Source organism: Paenibacillus sp. VT-400 (assembly GCF_001029205.1).
Taxonomy (GTDB): Bacteria; Bacillota; Bacilli; order Paenibacillales; family Paenibacillaceae; genus Paenibacillus; species Paenibacillus amylolyticus.
In genome coordinates this window covers 3,190,816-3,208,044 of record NZ_LELF01000067.1, presented here as the reverse complement: position 1 = coordinate 3,208,044, position 17,229 = coordinate 3,190,816, and the positions used below count along the sequence as shown (strand labels likewise).

Annotated in this window: 14 protein-coding genes; 11 read left to right on the top strand and 3 right to left on the bottom strand. The window is 44.4% G+C overall.

Annotated features, from left to right (window positions below; all coding sequences use genetic code 11):
* Nucleotides 1-102: 102 nt before the first annotated feature.
* Nucleotides 103-1,455: a glucoamylase family protein gene (locus EL84_RS24665; protein ID WP_047843474.1), complete on the top strand. Its 1,353-nt coding sequence runs from the start codon at nt 103-105 to the stop codon at nt 1,453-1,455.
* A gap of 184 nt (nt 1,456-1,639) precedes the next feature.
* Here the strand turns inward: EL84_RS24665 and EL84_RS24660 are convergent, their stop codons facing one another.
* Nucleotides 1,640-2,278, bottom strand: a complete 639-nt coding sequence (locus EL84_RS24660) for a TetR/AcrR family transcriptional regulator (RefSeq protein ID WP_047843473.1) — start codon at nt 2,276-2,278, stop codon at nt 1,640-1,642.
* 125 nt (nt 2,279-2,403) lie between these two features.
* Between EL84_RS24660 and EL84_RS24655 the strand changes: the two genes are divergently transcribed.
* Entirely contained in the window at nt 2,404-3,966 is a 1,563-nt protein-coding gene (locus EL84_RS24655; RefSeq protein WP_047843472.1) for an FAD-dependent monooxygenase, read from the top strand.
* A 120-nt stretch (nt 3,967-4,086) separates the two neighbouring features.
* On the opposite strand, the gene EL84_RS24650 is transcribed toward EL84_RS24655, so the two are convergent.
* On the bottom strand, nt 4,087-5,625 hold the full coding sequence (locus tag EL84_RS24650; protein WP_047843471.1) for a hypothetical protein: 1,539 nt from the start codon (nt 5,623-5,625) through the stop codon (nt 4,087-4,089).
* Between the two features lie 162 nt (nt 5,626-5,787).
* Here EL84_RS24650 and EL84_RS24645 point away from each other — a divergent pair, with 162 nt between their 5' ends.
* The 7 genes from EL84_RS24645 (at nt 5,788) to EL84_RS24615 (ending at nt 13,896) form a co-directional block, all read left to right on the top strand.
* Nucleotides 5,788-6,594, top strand: a complete 807-nt coding sequence (locus EL84_RS24645; RefSeq protein ID WP_235431589.1) for a helix-turn-helix transcriptional regulator — start codon at nt 5,788-5,790, stop codon at nt 6,592-6,594.
* A 135-nt stretch (nt 6,595-6,729) separates the two neighbouring features.
* Nucleotides 6,730-7,686: an aldo/keto reductase gene (locus tag EL84_RS24640; RefSeq protein ID WP_047843469.1), complete on the top strand. Its 957-nt coding sequence runs from the start codon at nt 6,730-6,732 to the stop codon at nt 7,684-7,686.
* A 138-nt stretch (nt 7,687-7,824) separates the two neighbouring features.
* Nucleotides 7,825-8,421, top strand: coding sequence for a cupin domain-containing protein (locus EL84_RS24635; RefSeq protein ID WP_047843468.1), 597 nt, complete (start codon nt 7,825-7,827; stop codon nt 8,419-8,421).
* A 177-nt stretch (nt 8,422-8,598) separates the two neighbouring features.
* A complete protein-coding gene (locus EL84_RS24630) occupies nt 8,599-9,279 on the top strand; it encodes a hypothetical protein (RefSeq protein WP_047843467.1) in 681 nt (226 codons plus the stop codon).
* Nucleotides 9,280-9,826: 547 nt separating this feature from the next.
* Nucleotides 9,827-11,416, top strand: coding sequence for a methyl-accepting chemotaxis protein (locus EL84_RS24625; protein ID WP_047843466.1), 1,590 nt, complete (start codon nt 9,827-9,829; stop codon nt 11,414-11,416).
* A gap of 24 nt (nt 11,417-11,440) precedes the next feature.
* Nucleotides 11,441-11,866, top strand: coding sequence for a chemotaxis protein CheW (locus tag EL84_RS24620; RefSeq protein WP_017687852.1), 426 nt, complete (start codon nt 11,441-11,443; stop codon nt 11,864-11,866).
* Nucleotides 11,867-11,880: 14 nt separating this feature from the next.
* A complete protein-coding gene (locus EL84_RS24615) occupies nt 11,881-13,896 on the top strand; it encodes a chemotaxis protein CheA (protein WP_047843465.1) in 2,016 nt (671 codons plus the stop codon).
* 97 nt (nt 13,897-13,993) lie between these two features.
* Here the strand turns inward: EL84_RS24615 and EL84_RS24610 are convergent, their stop codons facing one another.
* Entirely contained in the window at nt 13,994-14,878 is an 885-nt protein-coding gene (locus EL84_RS24610) for a LysR family transcriptional regulator (RefSeq protein ID WP_036672843.1), read from the bottom strand.
* 112 nt (nt 14,879-14,990) lie between these two features.
* Here EL84_RS24610 and zwf point away from each other — a divergent pair, with 112 nt between their 5' ends.
* Both zwf and fsa read left to right on the top strand, forming a co-directional pair.
* Nucleotides 14,991-16,514, top strand: coding sequence for a glucose-6-phosphate dehydrogenase (gene zwf, locus EL84_RS24605; RefSeq protein ID WP_047843464.1), 1,524 nt, complete (start codon nt 14,991-14,993; stop codon nt 16,512-16,514).
* 36 nt (nt 16,515-16,550) lie between these two features.
* On the top strand, nt 16,551-17,216 hold the full coding sequence (gene fsa / locus EL84_RS24600; protein ID WP_036613461.1) for a fructose-6-phosphate aldolase: 666 nt from the start codon (nt 16,551-16,553) through the stop codon (nt 17,214-17,216).
* Nucleotides 17,217-17,229: the final 13 nt, after the last annotated feature.

Below are 17,229 nucleotides of genomic sequence, written 5' to 3'. Positions count from 1 at the left end.
TAATCAGTATTTGTAAGCGTTCTATTTTATTGTTTACGAAAATGGGAAATTTATGATAACATATACACGAAACGTTTCGAATCCATTTGAAGGGAGAAAATCATGAAAAAAGTAAAACAATTCAGCTTCATTTTAACTTTTTGTCTGTTAGCTAATCTAGCTTTAACTCCTATGGCTTCAGCAGGTGACTCAAGCAATTTAATTGGATTTCGAGCAGAATTGAAAGCGATTGCATATAAGACCTATACGTTTTTTGAGGACTATACGGATCAGAACACTGGCTTGACTTACGATGAAGTACGGCACACTGAAAACGGAACAGAAGAAGCTAAACGTACTTCGCCCACAAACATCGCAATGTATATGATGAGTACTGTTTCAGCGCAACAATTGGGCATTATTTCAAAGAAAGAAGCTGTACATCGCCTGCAAACGACTATACATTCCCTCGAGAAGTTGGAAAAGTGGAACGGCCTATTTTATAACTGGTATAACACGGATGACGGATCAGTGAAGAAAGATTGGGGCCAATTTATTTCCCAAGTCGATAATGGCTGGTTATCCGCTGGTTTAATTGTTGTTGGGCAAGCCTATGAAGAACTTCATGGGGAAACAAGCAAGTTGGTTACAAATATGAATTATACTCCGCTATATGATCCTGAAGTCGGCAAATTCCGCGGCGGTTATGATGTGGCTAAAGGCGCGCTGACGGACCACCATTATGGGATGTTTTATACGGAACCACGTGTAGGCAGCTATATTGCTATTGGGAAAGGTGATGTTCCTCAAGATCATTGGTGGAAGATGTATCGCACATTACCTCAAGAATGGGATTGGCAAGCTCAGATTCCTCAAGGCAAATCCGTTAAGTACGATGGAGTGGATGTGTTTGAAGGAAGTTATGTATACAAGGATAAAAAGTTCGTACCAAGCTGGGGAGGTAGTATGTTTGAAGCTCTTATGCCCGGTATGGTCATAAAGGAAAAAGACCTGGGTACTCAAGCTTTGGGATTGAACAACCAGCGTCATATCGAATTGCAAATCGAATATGCCAAAGAAAAAGGGTATGCCGCATGGGGCTTCTCACCTTCTGCCACTCCGACAGGTTACAGTGAGTTTGCAGCAACACCGTTAGGTACCTCAGGTTACAAAGATGGAGCAACGGTAACAGCACACGCAACATTCCTTGCTCTGGATTATGCCCCTGAAGCAGTTCGAAAGAACATTAAAGCTCTAAAGAGCTTCAAAATGTTTGGCAAATATGGGTTCTATGACTCAGTCAATGTTGAAACGGGAGAACTTGCAAAAGCTTATCTGGCACTGGATCAAGGGATGATTATGGTGTCGATCGCCAATTATCTTCAAGATGGCGTTATCCGCGATTATTTTCACAGTGATGTGATAGGGCAGACGCCAGAAGAATTATTAAGAAAAGAAGTGTTTTCCATTCAATAAAGGGTTGCTTTAGATTAGAGCATGTTCACTAACGAAATGGGACGAAGATTAAAAGATGGGCGGAACGAAGCAGGGTATCAGCATGCTTCGTTCCGGTTTTGCGTTTACCATTGATAATGAAGTCGCAGATCGATTAGATTATGGAATTTATCCGGAAAAAGACAAGGCATTTACAATGGCGATTTTAAGACTTGCGTTGTGGGGCATAAGCGCAAAGAAAGACGCGTACGCCTTCAGTGATGATATGTTTATTTTGTTCCTCATCTAATGTCCCGATTTTTCCCGGTTGATTGAATACCAATAAAAACGTTAATGCAGCGAAGTGCTTTGCAGCCATTTTAGGATCAATCACATCGAGCAGTCCGTTTTGTCCAAACGCTGTAAACCTCCTGATAATCCCCTCTTCAGTTGCGTTATCGAGCCTTTCAAAAAACGAGTCTGGCAGGTTGGCAGCTTCCACCATAACCAGACGGATCAAAGCCTTGTAATCTGCCGAACCGTTTGCAGAAGCTACGATTTGCTCACAAAATAAGATGAGCGCCTGCTCAAGATCTTCGAATTTCAAGAGGTGGTCTGAAATCCCTTGCTCAATCATGACCAGAACCGCCGAACTGGATTCTTCCACAACGGCAAGCAGTAGATTCTGTTTGTCGCCATAATAATCATAAACTGTCCGTTTGGAAACTCCCGCTTTAGTTGCGACCGCATCGACACTGGAACGATCAAACCCGTCTGAAAGAAACAGCTCTCGTGCCGCCGCAATAATTTTAGCTCGTTTGTCTGAAGAGCCTTTGCGGATTTTCTTGTTTTCCGTATGATCCATTCTTACGTTTTCCCCCTTAGATGTATATTTAAGAAATTGATTGAGTCCTGCTTTACAAACTACACTGTACGGTGTAGTGTAAAAAATGTAGCGTATCAAATCAATGCTCAAGGAGGTTTTTATCCATGAATACCATACCGTCTGTTGTTGATGTTCTCATCGTCGGGGCCGGACCCACAGGGCTTACACTTGCCTGCGACCTTGCCCGTCGAAACGTCAACCATCGTATTATTGAACGAAGCACCGTGTATAACGTTGCATCTCGCGCCAAAGGAATCCAGCCTCGCTCGCTTGAAGTCATCGATGATTTGGAAGCCGTTCACTACATTTTTGATACAGGTGTTGTGGACTTGCCTGTTCGTTATTATACCGCAGATGGCAGAAGTGTGGACAAGCCGACTATTACCGTTGCAGCGAGCGCCGAACTTGAGACACCCTATCGTGATCCGGTCTGGATTGCTCAATTTGATGTGGAAAAAGCGTTGCGCGACCGATATGCAATGCTTGGCGGTCAAGTTGAGTTGGGCATGGAAGCTGTAGAGCTTGTTCAGGATGTGGATGGTGTATCGATACCGGTCAATACAGCACAAGGAGAAGAGCAAATTCGTGCTCGTTATGTAGTCGGCGCTGACGGGGGCAAAAGCAATATCCGCAAATTTATACACTTACCGTTGGTTGGGGAAACACATGATCATGAGCGATGGTATCTTGGCGATGTACGATTGGAAGGGTTAGATCGTGACCATATCCATATCTGGACTTCTTCGGAGGGGATGATCGGGGTGACGCCGCTGCCAAAATCCGATATTTGGCAACTGCAGGCTACAATTCCGGCAGACATCGATGAACCAGAGCAGCCATCGCTAGAGGTGTATCAAGCCATGTTTGACCGTCGTGCCGGGTCCGGACGTGTTCGGCTTACGGATGCTTCTTGGTTGTCCATCTACCGGGTCAACGTTCGTATGGTTGAATGTTACCGAAACAACCGGGTCTTTCTTGCCGGTGATGCTGCTCATGTTCATTCGCCGGCCGGTGGTCAAGGCATGAATACGGGAATACAGGACGCATACAACCTCGGCTGGAAGCTGGCGGCTGTCATACACGGAGCAGACACCGCCTTACTCGACACCTACGATGAGGAGCGCCGCCCAGTGGCTCAGGCCGTGCTCAAAGACAGCACTAAGAAGATGGGAGGCGTCATAGGAACGGCGACTGAAGGCGGAGGGTTGTCCCAATCCTTGAGCACCATATCCGACGATCTGACGAGCGGGCTTCTCATTTCCTATCGTTCAAGTTCGCTTACCCGTCCGTCTGCTCGAACAAATGCTACCCGTTTACTTCCTGGAGATCGTGCTCCTAATGCTACTGGACTACAAGGCACCGGGTTTGCAGGAAGTGTCTTTGACCTCTTGCGCGGCCCACACTGGACGCTTTTGGCATTTGCAAACTACATTGATCCTTCTCTGAAGAACTTCACCAACGATGCACTCCATTTGCATTATATCCTTCCATCGAAGGTGGAGGGGGCGGAAGGCATAATAGACACTGCAGGGAATGCCTATCGAGTTTACGATGTCGCAAGTAAAGAACTTGTATTGATTCGTCCTGACGGTTACATCGCCTTGCGCACCTCCATTGATGATACCGCATCGATCCTGAATTACTTGAAATTGTGTGGCTTATCATAGGATCGAGCGACCCAAGGCTCTACCCGAGTCACGTCGTCTTATTGAAAATAGAGTGCAAGAAATTCTATTCATGCAAAAGAGGGTCCTGCCATTTTCATAACAGGACCCTTTTTCCGTAACCTAGAAATCCCTCAAACGATCAAATATCTCATATAGTTCCTCGTGATTAACCTTAATCAAATCATCTTGACGCAGTTCCAAATTCTCCTGTAACTGATCCAGCAACTCCGTTAGAACAACATAAATCTCTTCACGCTCAACAGTTTCAATAAAGCCGGTCTTGGCATCCATCTTGTTGAAGGTCTGTGTGTAGTTCTCAACCAGGGAGACGAGCCGTATGTGCATATCTTCCTGATTGTTAAAATCTTGACTTAACTGACGGATTTCCTTCAAGCACTGCTTGTACAATTGAGCTGCTTTTTTGGCGTGTGCCGCCTTGATGTGGTCCCGCCCATCCCAATCCCGAAACGGATTGTTCAGGTTCTCCGCAAGCCATTCGGGTTTGCGTGCTTTGGTGATCTCCATATCAAGTCCGGCAGCAGCGAATTTTTTATATCTTGTTTTGATCGATTTGGCTGCATCGGCAGGAAGGCTGGTTAGCCACAGCGTAGCCAATTGTGGAAGTTGCTCTGGATCAGGGAATTCTTCACCATTGAAGCCGAACAGGTCATAAGTAGTGAAGATTTGCAAATTTGCCAAATGCTGAATCGACTCTATATGGGATACATTGCCGGGTTTACCCCACAGTCGCAACTCTGAAAGCTCAGGATAATACTGCACAAGTGGCTTCAGATTGAGCTCCGTGATATCTCTGATATACAGACCTTCAAGTCGTGAGATACCCGTAACCTGTGGCAGGCCCGATGGAACATTGAGAGTGATGCATTTACCGTCTTCATAAGCCGCGATACGCAGATCAGGAGACAGCTCACCTGTGAAATTCAGACTTTTCATCTTTGTGTTCAAAATTAACTCCTTCAACCCACTGACATCCACAATAAGTCTGGTCAGGTGGCTCTTGCTGATATCCAGCATCGTTTGACCATGATGTATGATATGAAGTTCATTAATGAACGGGTTGTCTTCTATAAATGTAAAGATCGATTCCGTATATCCATCCATTTCAATATGTGTCAGACAAGGTAGTTTTGCGAGTTCGGCTACATCTTTAGAAGATCTAGGGCTGAAATCACGGAGTGTACTCGTACTGCGCCGCATTACACGATCGCCAACCATCACTTCTTTGTCATCATCCGCAGCTTGTTTGAACTGCGCTCTTCGGATCGCATCGATACCTTCCCATTCACGCTGGAGATAGAGACTTTCTCCGATCGGCCAGCCTCCGCCATACGTATTTGTTTCCTCGGTGTAGAGAGGAGGGATATTGCCTGCAAGCACATACTGTGAAGGAACATTAGCACTCACGAAACTATGGGCAAGTCGATCATGCCAGAAATAGAAGTTACAGATCAACGGTTTCATCTGATGAAGCTGCATTTCATTAGGCAGTTGATCACCAGTCCAATCCAACTGAAGAACTGAGGCGAGCGTATCGGAAGTTTTACTCTCCGTTTCTTTCAGTCCAATCACCTGGCAGGCTGTATATTGTTGTAATTTTTCGACGTATACGCAGTATACATCTCCAACATTGGGGATCATGTTATGCTCCTTTCGTTCTGCACCAATCGATGCTAAGCTACTTGTAAACCAAGTATTCTGCAGAACTAATAATAGATGAATTATATCAAAGTCATTCAGAGACTACCATTTTGGGATAGGGTCGAATAGGCTTGAATACTTTTATAAAAAGGAACGATGTCTATGGATACAAGTATGAGCCGTAACAAAAAACTGGGTGAGTTTTTGAAATCGCGGAGAAGCCGCATTCAACCGGAACAGGTTGGATTGTCAGGATCTTATGGACAGCGAAGAACACCCGGTCTACGGCGGGAAGAGGTAGCGGTATTGGCTGGTGTCAGTGCAACGTATTACACGTGGCTCGAACAGGGTAGGGAGTTGGCGGCTTCACGAGAAGTGATGCAGAGTATAGCGGATGCGCTCCGTTTAACCCTGGAAGAGAAGAGTCATCTATTTGACTTATGGGACCCTAATACGGAACATGAATTCCTTGCTTCGTATTCGCAACTGGAGCCAGGGTGGCATAGTATTATTGGCCAGTTGACTCATCCTTCCTTTATTACCAATGAACGTTCTGAGGTACTTGCCTGGAATGAAGCTGCAGATACGAACCTTTTCAACTTCTCGTCGATGAATGTGAATGAGCGTTTAATGATGCGGATTTTATTTCTGGATACAGCGCTCAGGGAGCGTATGCACAACTGGGATGAATTCGCGCGGCACTCGGTAGCCGTATTCCGTACGTATTATGACAAGTATCCGAGTGACCCCGAATTTAGCAGAATCGTGAAACAATTGATTGACGAAAGTGTAGACTTCCGAACGATCTGGAGCCTGCACCAAGTTGAGTTAAAACAAGTCAATCGTGTCCTGCTTGAAACGACGGATCGGGCAGATGGCGTTGTGCATGCATACGATATCTTTTCCATGAATAATCTGAACAGCCAATCAGGCATTCATTGTTGTATTTACGTTCCTGTTGCCATATAGAAAGTTAATCAAACTGGTAATTTCTTTACTAGCATAAACAGCGTGTGGTTGGGGTCTCGGAAGTGAAATAGAATGAACTCAAGTTCATACGTATCTAGTTAACGTTTCTATTTCAAGATGAAAAGAGGGAGCCTCATGCTCATAACAAGAACACTAGGAAATGATAAATTACGAATATCTGCGCTTGGCCTGGGTGTGATGATGATGCCGGATAATGACGAATCGGTACATACCATTCAGGGTGCGCTGGATGCAGGAGTTACCATGTTTGATACGGCGGACCTGTACGGAGCGTATGAAAAACAGCGATTTGGAGGGAATGAAAAACTGCTTGGACGCGCGCTTCAAGGTCGAAGATCCAAGGCAATCGTTGCCACCAAATTTGGTATAACACACACTCAGGGCCCCAAGGGAGATCCAGCCTACATCAAAAAATCAGTAGATGCGAGTCTCTACAACCTGGGAATGGATTATATCGATCTGTATTATCAACATCGTCCTGATCCGAATACACCCATTGAAGAGACGGTAGGCACGCTTGCCGATCTGGTTCAACAGGGGAAGATTCGATATATTGGTTTGTCCGAAGCGCCAGTAGAGATCATTCGGCGTGCACATGCTGTTCATCCGATTACAGCGTTGCAGACCGAATATTCATTATGGAGTCGAGAGCTTGAGGATGAGATTATGCCTGTCCTGCATGAATTGAACATTGGCTTGGTTCCATACAGTCCATTGGGGCGGGGCTTCCTGACAGGTCAGATCCGATCTATAGACGATCTGCCGGAGGATGATTATCGTCGTCACTATCCGCGTTTCCAAGGTGAGAACTTTCAGAAAAATCTGGAGGTTGTTGGATTGATCCAAGAGATGGCTAAGCAAAAAGGATGTACGGTCTCTCAACTTGCTCTGGCTTGGTTGCTTGGAAAGGGAGAACATATCGTTCCGATCCCGGGGACTCGCAATCTGGAAAGAGTTCACGAGAACTTGGGAGCGCTACAGGTTTCACTTACGGATGATGAGATGAACCAGATTGATCACATATCTCCCCAAGGCATTGCAGCCGGAGGCAGATTCCCTGGTCAAGTCTAGTTCGTTTATACAAGATTCTAAGAAACCTAAAGTTCAGGATTAAAAACAATATATAACATGTGTCAACGGTATTATCTTTCTATTCTCCGGCATACAGTACAACAATGAGATGTATGCCCAAGGAGGAGAAATGATCGAATGATGAATCCGATTTTACAAGCCCCGAATGTTCCGCTGGCAGCCGATTCCAATGCGGTTGTCAATTATCAGAGGGATTCACGCAACTATGTAACCCAGTTGTTTGGAGAACAGCTGCCGACCATTGCGAATGGGTTCTTCAACGTATACTTAAGCAAAGGAATCATTGTGCAGCCGCACTGGCACACCAATGTCACGGAGATGGTTGTGGTCATCACCGGTGAAATTACAGCGTCAGTCTTCAATCCGTTTACGCGTGAACGATTGACATATCGTCTGAAACCAGGTCAGGTTGTGGTATTTCCGAAAGGCTGGTTTCACTGGTTTGTCGCTGAGACAGATGATGTATATGTCTTAACAATCTTTGATCAACCAACGCCTGATATTGTATTTGGAGCGGATTTCTTGGCAGCTACACCGCCGGAAGTGGCTCACCGCGCGTACTGTTTGGATGAAGAAGCATATGCGAGAGCTATTGCTTCCATTAAAAATGATGCGATTCTGGGCCCGCCAATAGGGTGTGATACACAGGTTTCTGATCAATCGACTTCGCCTTCCAAGACGTCCGTGTCACCATCCAATAAGCTGAAATCTTAAGTCAAGATTCCTTATTCATTATCAAAATACACAGCCTGTAACTGGAGAATATCAGTTGCAGGCTTTTTGATGTGTCGATGTAATAATCGTATGATAAAAATTCAAAATGCCTGAGTCAGTGGGTTACGTTCTCTGTTAGTATAGTATGAACATCCAACAAAAATGGAGGACTCATGAATGAACATGTCAGAAATGAAAACGCTTGAAACTGCAATGAGTTATGCACCGATTTTGATGTTTGACAGAGCCGAACCCTTTTATCCTGATTTTGTTGGCATTTCTGTGTTGCATCAATCTGGGCCTTCACCATCGTTCAGAAGGGACATTAAGTTTCCGACCGAGGTAGTACAATATGTAATTGAATATGCAATCTGGTGGGATTATGAGATTGGACATCTGTATGAAATGGAGCATGTATGGGTTTATGTGGGTCATGACGGAGAGGTAGTAGACTGTGAAGCCAGTTTTCATGGGAAGGTGCTGCGCGGATTATTGAAGGAACGGGTCAATGTGGTTGGACATCATGTATGTCTGTACTCACAGCCTGGCAAACATGCTTTCTCACCACTTCCGGTTGTATTTGAGTTATTGCCAAATCTGTATAGTGCAGCAGGTGCCGAAGCTGGATGTGATGGACTACTTGTTAATGAGTTGTTTCAAGATTATTTTGAAACGAATGAACATATCGATGCTCAGGTGGAGCGTTATCTACAGACCAAAGCGTTTGTACCTACCATGGAGTTCGAAGAATATTTACTAAAACCGGAGATGTTCATGACGTGGGATAATCTGTTTGGAATTATTCCGCACAGGATTAAGGACCGCCTAATGGAACTGGAGCAGCTATATAACACATAAATAATTAGTTTTAAACGGGTTTTATGTTAATTTAAAGTGTATTTTTTCGCTTCAGAACCAAACTTTGTTGATTCGGGTTTGGTTTTTTTATGGGAAAATGGACTCAGTATAAGTAATCATTTATTAGACTTAGGTCTTGAAATGTTGAGTCTGTACAGAAAAAATACATAATTTTTTGTGTGGAAAATGATATTTGTTAGACGTAAGAACTATATAACTTCTTGTATAAATAAAAGAAGATCATGTCACATGAAATTTTGTGTGGAGATGTATGTGTAATTCAATGCAGAATGTTGATTATACGTATATATGTAAATGAAAAAAGCAATTTAATAGGTAAAAAGTATAATTTATATTAAAAAGAAGATTCTTTATATCTGAAATAAAAATTCATAATAGTGCAAATTTATAGAAATAAAAATCTCCTATTCAGTTTTAATATATTTATGTCGAAATAGATCGTAAGTTGTCTGGAGCGCGACCAAGAGAAGGGTTTACCAAGCGTTATATACATAACTGGACACTACGATGCCTAGGAGGAGATTACATGAAGTGGTTTGGAAATATGAAAACAGCAACAAAGATTATCTCAGCGTTTTTAGTTGTGTCGATAATCCTTGCGGCGCTTGGCGTCTACTCTGTAGTAACATTGAGAAGTACGAATGAACGAATGCAAGAGATGTATAACAACAATCTAATCTCTGTGAAAGAATTATCCTCTGCTCAGATTGATTATCAAAGAATGCGTGTGAACGTGCGTGATTTGAGCTTTGAAACCGTTGAAACCGAAAAAACTCGGATCACGGAGAACATCGCTTCGATCCGTCAGAGTGTGAATGATCGCCTGACCATCTATCGTCCGCTTGCAACAACCCCTGAAGAAATAGAGTTACTCCGTAATTTTGATGCGGAATATCCAGGATATTTAACAATGTTTGAACGAGCAACTAATCTGGCTGTCGCAGATGATCAAAGTGCCTTTAATACCTACCTTAAAATTGAGCTTAAACCACAAGGAGACAGGATTGTAGAACTCCTTACCAATTTGATCGACCTTAATGAAAGTATGGCTGAACAGGCGAATATACAATCTCAGGCTGCCTATTCACAAGCATTTAAAGTAACGATAATTCTTGTGGTTCTGTCCGTACTCTTCAGTATTCTCATTGGATATATCATCTCTCGCTCCATTTCGAAGCCGCTCATGGCTATGCTGGGTCTAGCTACGGAAGTTGCCAACGGAAATCTCACCCTTAAGTCAGACATATCCAGCAAAGATGAAGTGGGTCAACTAGCCGCGGCACTGAATCGGATGGTCGATAATCTGAAAGAGTTAATTAACAATATCGTGATGAACTCCCAAAGTGTTGCTGCTTCTTCGGAACAGATCTCAGCCAGCACACAGGAAATTGCGAGCACCAGCACAAGCCAATCCAGTGAGGCGGGAAATATCTCCGAATTGTTCAAGGAGCTTTCACTTGCCATTAACTCCGTCGCTGCAAGTGCGGAAGAAGCGGCTGAACTGTCCAACGATACGGTGAAGACTGCTCGTGAAGGTGGACTTGTTGTACAGACTTCATTGGAAGGTATGCAAGCTGTTAATACAAAAATGACTAAACTTGAAGATGATTCTCGTAAAATCGGTGACATCATTGAAGTGATTGACGATATTGCTGAGCAGACCAATCTGCTAGCGCTGAATGCTGCAATTGAAGCGGCACGTGCCGGAGAACAAGGACGAGGATTCGCCGTAGTAGCAGATGAAGTCCGGAAGCTTGCCGAACGAAGTGGCGAGGCGACCAAAGAAATTACAGCCATCATCAAAGCAATGCAGGAAAATACGAGACAAAGTGTACAGGCTGTAGTGGCCAGTGTTGAGCAGTCTTCCATGACTGGACAGGCGTTTGATCAGATCATTGATATGGTCAATAACTCTTCACAGAAAGTAAACGAAATTGCTGCTGCATGTGAAGAAGAAGCAGCCCAAGCCGCAGAGGTGATGAGCTCTGTTGAATCCATCTCGGCTTCCAGTGAGGAATCCGCTGCAGCGTCTGAAGAGACAGCGGCAACATGCCAGTCTTTGGCACATCTTGCGGAAGAACTGGCGAATTCGGCAGCTGCCTTCAAAACAAATTAATAAAATTGAATTGAGGGTGAATCGATGTCTTCACTTCAGAAGGAACAATATATTGAACTGTCTGTAGGTGCAGAGACTTGCGCCATTCGAATCGAAGAAATTCACGAAATTATTAAAATGCTTAGCATTACAGATATCCCATTCAGCCGCCCAGAGATCAAAGGGGTAGTTAATCTGCGTGGCAAGGTTGTATGTGTGATGAGCCTGCGGAACCTGCTGGGTATGCCGGATGAACCGGACACCAGAGCGACGCGTATTATCGTAGTTCGACATCAGGAAGAATATATTGGCTTGATCGTGGATCGGGTGAACAAGGTAACCACATATTCCGAAATTCATCCGCCAACCGGCGGATATGGTCGTAACCGTGAAGGTTTATTCCATGGTGTGGGTCAACAGGAAGACAAGCTTGTGGGCATTTTGAAACTGGACGAAATATTGGGCGGTTAGGGAGGTATATACGAATGATGGATTTGTCTGCCTACCGTGACATCTTTATCGAAGAACTGAATGATCAACTGGAACGTATGGATCAGTCTTTATTGGCATTGGAGCTTTCGCCTTCTGTAGAACTGGTTCAGACGCTGTTTCGGGCAGCCCATACCATCAAGGGATCGGCATCCACTATGGATTTCCGTGAATTAAGCGACCTTACGCATGAAGTGGAGTATGCTCTTGAATGGGTCCGGGAGAAAAAACCGGAGATGACTTCGGAGCTAATTGATACGTTGTTCCGCTCTTTGGACGCCATGAAGGTGCTTCGTGATCAGTACATCCGTGGGGAAGCCTATGCAGACTTTCGAGCGGTAGTACGAGAAATAAAGGATTTAATTCAGACCCCGGCAGTAGTCGGGCAACTTAAAGTACCTCAATTGCAACCAGCAGAATCGATTGTGGCACAGGTGGCTATAGTGTCAGGCAAGCAGTTATTGTCCATTCATGTTGTGCTGGAGCAGAAGTGCATGATGAAAGCGGCCAGATATCATATTTTACGACAACGTATCGAGGACATCTGTGGTACGGTTGTCGCTACTGCGCTCATGGAGAGTCAACCGGGCGCGCAAAATGAAGATGATCATTATGGTCAGTTCATCATCATCGTAGCAACGTCGAAGGACCCACAGCAGCTTAAGGCAGAGCTGTCTTCAGACTCGGATATTCATATGCTGGAGATAGATCCATATCTGCTGGAATCCAATGAGGTTGCAGCGACTTCTGCACCACTTGAATTAATCTCTGAAACAGAGCAATCGAAACAAAGCTTACCTACCGTGAATACAACTGGGCCAGATGAGAAAGTGAAAGCTGCTCAACCTACAGTTCGTGTGAGTGTTGAGCGTCTGGACCATTTGATGAATTTGGTCGGTGAACTGTTAATTGATCAGACATCCCTTGCAGATCTGAGTGGCACGGGTGCGCGTAAGGAGTCTTCAACACTCATCCGGAGTATTAGTGGTGTATCCGATCATATGGGCAGGGTAATCAAGGAACTCCAAGAAGGTGTAATGAAGACACGGATGTTACCTATTGATCAACTATTCAGTCGCTTCCCGAGATTGGTTCGTGACCTATCACAGAAGCTGGGTAAGGATCTGGAACTGGTTATCCAAGGTGGAGAGACTGAGCTTGACCGTATGATTATTGAAGAATTGAGTGACCCGCTGATCCATCTCATCCGCAACAGTGCAGATCATGGCATTGAAAGTGCAGAGATTCGAGCGGAGCTCGGCAAGCCGTCCAAAGGAAGAATTACCTTAACTTCATTTCATGAAGAAAATCATGTTGTCATTCGTTATTCGGATGATGGCAAAGGTATCGATGGTGAGAAGATCAAAGCTTCCGCCTTGGGCAAAGGTATCATTAGTGAGGAACAGGCTGCACGCCTAACAACACAGGAAGCTGTCCATCTCATATTTGAGCCTGGTTTCTCCACGGCTTCTTCTGTCAGTGAAGTATCAGGACGCGGCGTTGGAATGGACATCGTGCGTAGTCAGATCGGGCGACTCAACGGTATCATTGATATTGATACGGAGGTTGGTGTGGGTACCACGTTTACGATTCGTCTACCACTCACACTGGCGATTATTAAAGGTTTGTTAGTCAAAGTGTCGGGCCGTGTGCTGATCTTGCCGATGTATAATGTTGCTGAGATTGTTCGAATCTCACCTGAAGATATTCAGATGATTCAGGGGCAACAAGCGATCCTGAATCATGGGCGAATTGTACCTTTTCACCGACTGTGCGACAGGCTCAACTATCCACGAACGGACCGTAAGTCCAAAACTATTCCATTGGTGATCGTGCGTTCTGTTGATAAAATTGCAGCTTACGCAGTAGATGAGATTATAGGAAATCAGGAAGTCGTTATTAAGACGCTTGGTACGTATCTGGGAGCGCTGAACCATCTATCTGGCGCAACGATCCTCGGTAATGGTAAGGTTGCCCTTATATTGGATGCGTCCTATCTGGTGAGTCTTTAATCGTTAGATAAACACAAACATTATGCAGGCCAAAGAGCCTCATCCTCCATAACTGGACGGTGGGGCTCTTTGTTGTACCTTTTGACATTGTGACCACTCAGGATTTGAAAATGAGATCCATAAACCGGTTGGCAGCCAGAGAAATCGGCATATTGCGTTTGGTCATAATCCCCACATGGGAAGGGGGGAGCGGGACATCAAGCTGAATTTCGAAGAGAGAACCTTCCTCCAGCTCTTTGGATATAAATTCACGTGTAACATAGGAAATCCCCAGTCCTCGACGCGCAAACTCAATTAACAGATCAACGCTACCAACCTCAATCTCAGGTTTCAACGTGTAATTATAGCTGTTAAACAACTCGGTTATAGCCATCCGAACCCGGCTGTTTCGGGAGAAGAGAATCAGTTGATGCTCCAGAAGCATCTCAAGTGTCATGACTTTCCCCTTCAACTGAGCATAACGTTCCCCGGCTACAAAACAGTCCTTCAACTGAATACTTTCCCTGACTTCTAGCTGTGGATCAACAATGGGCATCCGCACAACACCAAGATCAATCTTGCCTTCTTTCAGAAAGGTAATCACTTCCGGCGTGGTTCCATGACTCAGATGTAGCTTGATGTTAGGGTACAAGGTGTGGAATTCCTCTAGATACGCCAGCATGTAATGCTTGAACAGGGAGTCACTGCCACCAATTCTCAATTCACCATTGTCGAGATTCTTCAGTGCGGCCATTTTTTCTTCCGCAAGTGAGATCAGAATCTGGGATTGTTCAATATAGGAATATAGACTGGCACCTTCCTGTGTCAACGCTACACCCTTGGAATTTCGATAAAACAAGGTAAGACCAAAGCTCTCTTCCAATTGCTTAATGGCATGACTGACGCTGGGTTGAGTGATATACAGTGCTTTCGCAGCCTGTGTCAAACTTCCCGTTTTGGCGGCCCAATAAAAGACTTTATATAGTTCGTAATTTGTAGTCATAGATGTGGTCTATAGCTCCTGTGAAATATATTAATTACTTGTATAGCTATAAAACGTATTATAGTGTAACTACAACAAAGAAACCAGAGTTACTTGGAAGGAGAACGGTGAGATGGAACCAACTACCATTGTTTTATTTGGTGCTACTGGCGATTTAGCCAAAAGAAAAATATATCCTGCCTTATATAACTTATATCTTGAGCAGAAGCTTCCTGAAACCTTCTCATTGATTGGTCTGGGGCGTAGAGATTGGTCTGATGAATTCTTTCAGGCACAAGTGGAAAAATCACTTAATGAATTTTCCAGACGCCAAGCTGATCCTGAAGTTGTGAAGTCATTTGTGAAAGCTTTCCGCTACAGTGTATTGAATATAAGCCATAAGGAAGATTATATAAAGCTGTTGGGATTAGTTGAACAAAGAGAAGCTGAGCTTGGCATTCCGTCCAATCGCTTGTTTTATCTCTCGGTTGGTCCGGAATTTTTCGAACCGATTGCCGAGAATATTCAAGAAAGTGGGCTGGGTTCCACAGAGGGCTGGAAACGCCTCGTCATCGAGAAGCCATTTGGTCACGATCTACAATCCGCCCGAGACCTTAATCGCAAATTAAGCGAATCGTTCACGGAGGAAGAGATTTATCGGATTGACCACTATTTGGGCAAACCGATGGTACAGCGCCTGGAGACGTTGCATCAGAGTAACCCAATCATGAAGGCTTTATGGAACAACCGTTACATCTCCAATGTGCAAATTACGGCGAATGAGACTGTAGGTGTCGAAGAACGTGCATCCTATTATGATCATGTTGGTGCAGTGCGAGACATGTTCCAGAATCATATGTTGCAATTGCTCATGATGATGGCGATTCAGCTTCCTTACAACAGTACTTCCGAAAAAGTTGGATTGAAGAAAAAACACATTATGGAATCGATCCAGCCGTTACAAAAACAAACTGTGGGCGCAAACATCATCCGTGGACAGTATGCAGCAGGTAACATTCAAGGTAAACCGGTAAATGCTTATACTGCTGAACCGGGTGTAGCCGAGAATACGATGAATGACACATTCATTGCTGCCAAATTGCAAATTGATGATTTCTTCTGGCGTGGTGTTCCGTTTTACATTCGCACGGGTAAAAGAATGAAGGAGAAATCAACACGTATCGTGATTGAATTCAAAGAACCTTCCGGACAGACAAATGTGCTGAAAAACAAGGGTTCCAAGCCAAATCTGCTCGTCATTGAGATGAGTCCGGATCAGAGCATGACATTGCAACTGAATGCAAGTGATCCTGAGAATAAAGGTGAATTCAAACCGGTTCATATTGATCTTTCTCCGGACAAAGGTGACCTTGCGGAAGCTTACGAGAATCTGATTCGTGATGCTTTGCTGGGTGATCCAACCTTCTTTGCCCACTGGGATGAAGTAGAATTGTCATGGGCGTGGGTGCAGCCAATTCTGGATGCATTCCAGGAAAATCTGTTACCACTTCACCTGTATCCTGCGGGTAGCTATGGACCGACTGAGTCAGATATTATGCTTGAAGAAGAAGGTCACCACTGGTGGTTTGATGAGCCGGCGGATCAGGAGTCTGTAGTTACAAATAGCATACCCTTGGCGGTTAATGCAAATCTCTAAACCAAAATAAAAAATATATCTGGAGGTAATTTAATCATGAAATTTTTTATCGATACAGCTAACGTGGAAGATATCCAAAAAGCATACAAAATCGGCGTATTGTCTGGTGTAACAACAAACCCATCTTTGGTAGCTAAAGAAGGCGTGAAATTCGAAGATCGTATTGAAGAAATCTTGCGTTTGGTACCTGAAGTGGAGTCCGTTTCTGCGGAAGTGACACCAGATGCCCTTACTGCTGAAGAAATGATTGCGCAAGCAGACGAATTGATCAAAATTAACAACAGCGACAAAAACATCACGATCAAATTGCCAATGACACTTGCAGGACTTGAAGCTTGCCGTTACTTGACCAAAAAAGGCGTGAAAACCAACGTAACGTTGATCTTCACGGTGAACCAGGCGCTTCTGGCTGCTCGTGCTGGTGCGACATATGTATCCCCATTCCTGGGACGTCTTGATGATATCTCAGAAGATGGCGTACAATTGGTTACCAAAATTGCTGAATTGTTCCGTACACATAACCTGGATGCACAGATTATTGCGGCTTCTGTAAGACATCCGGATCACGTTACACGTGTAGCGATGGCTGGAGCACATATTGCTACTGTTCCATTCTCCGTCATTGAACAGATCTCCAAACACCCGCTGACAGATCAAGGTATGGACAAATTTGCAGCGGACTGGAAAAAAACAGTACAATAATCACTGAACATAT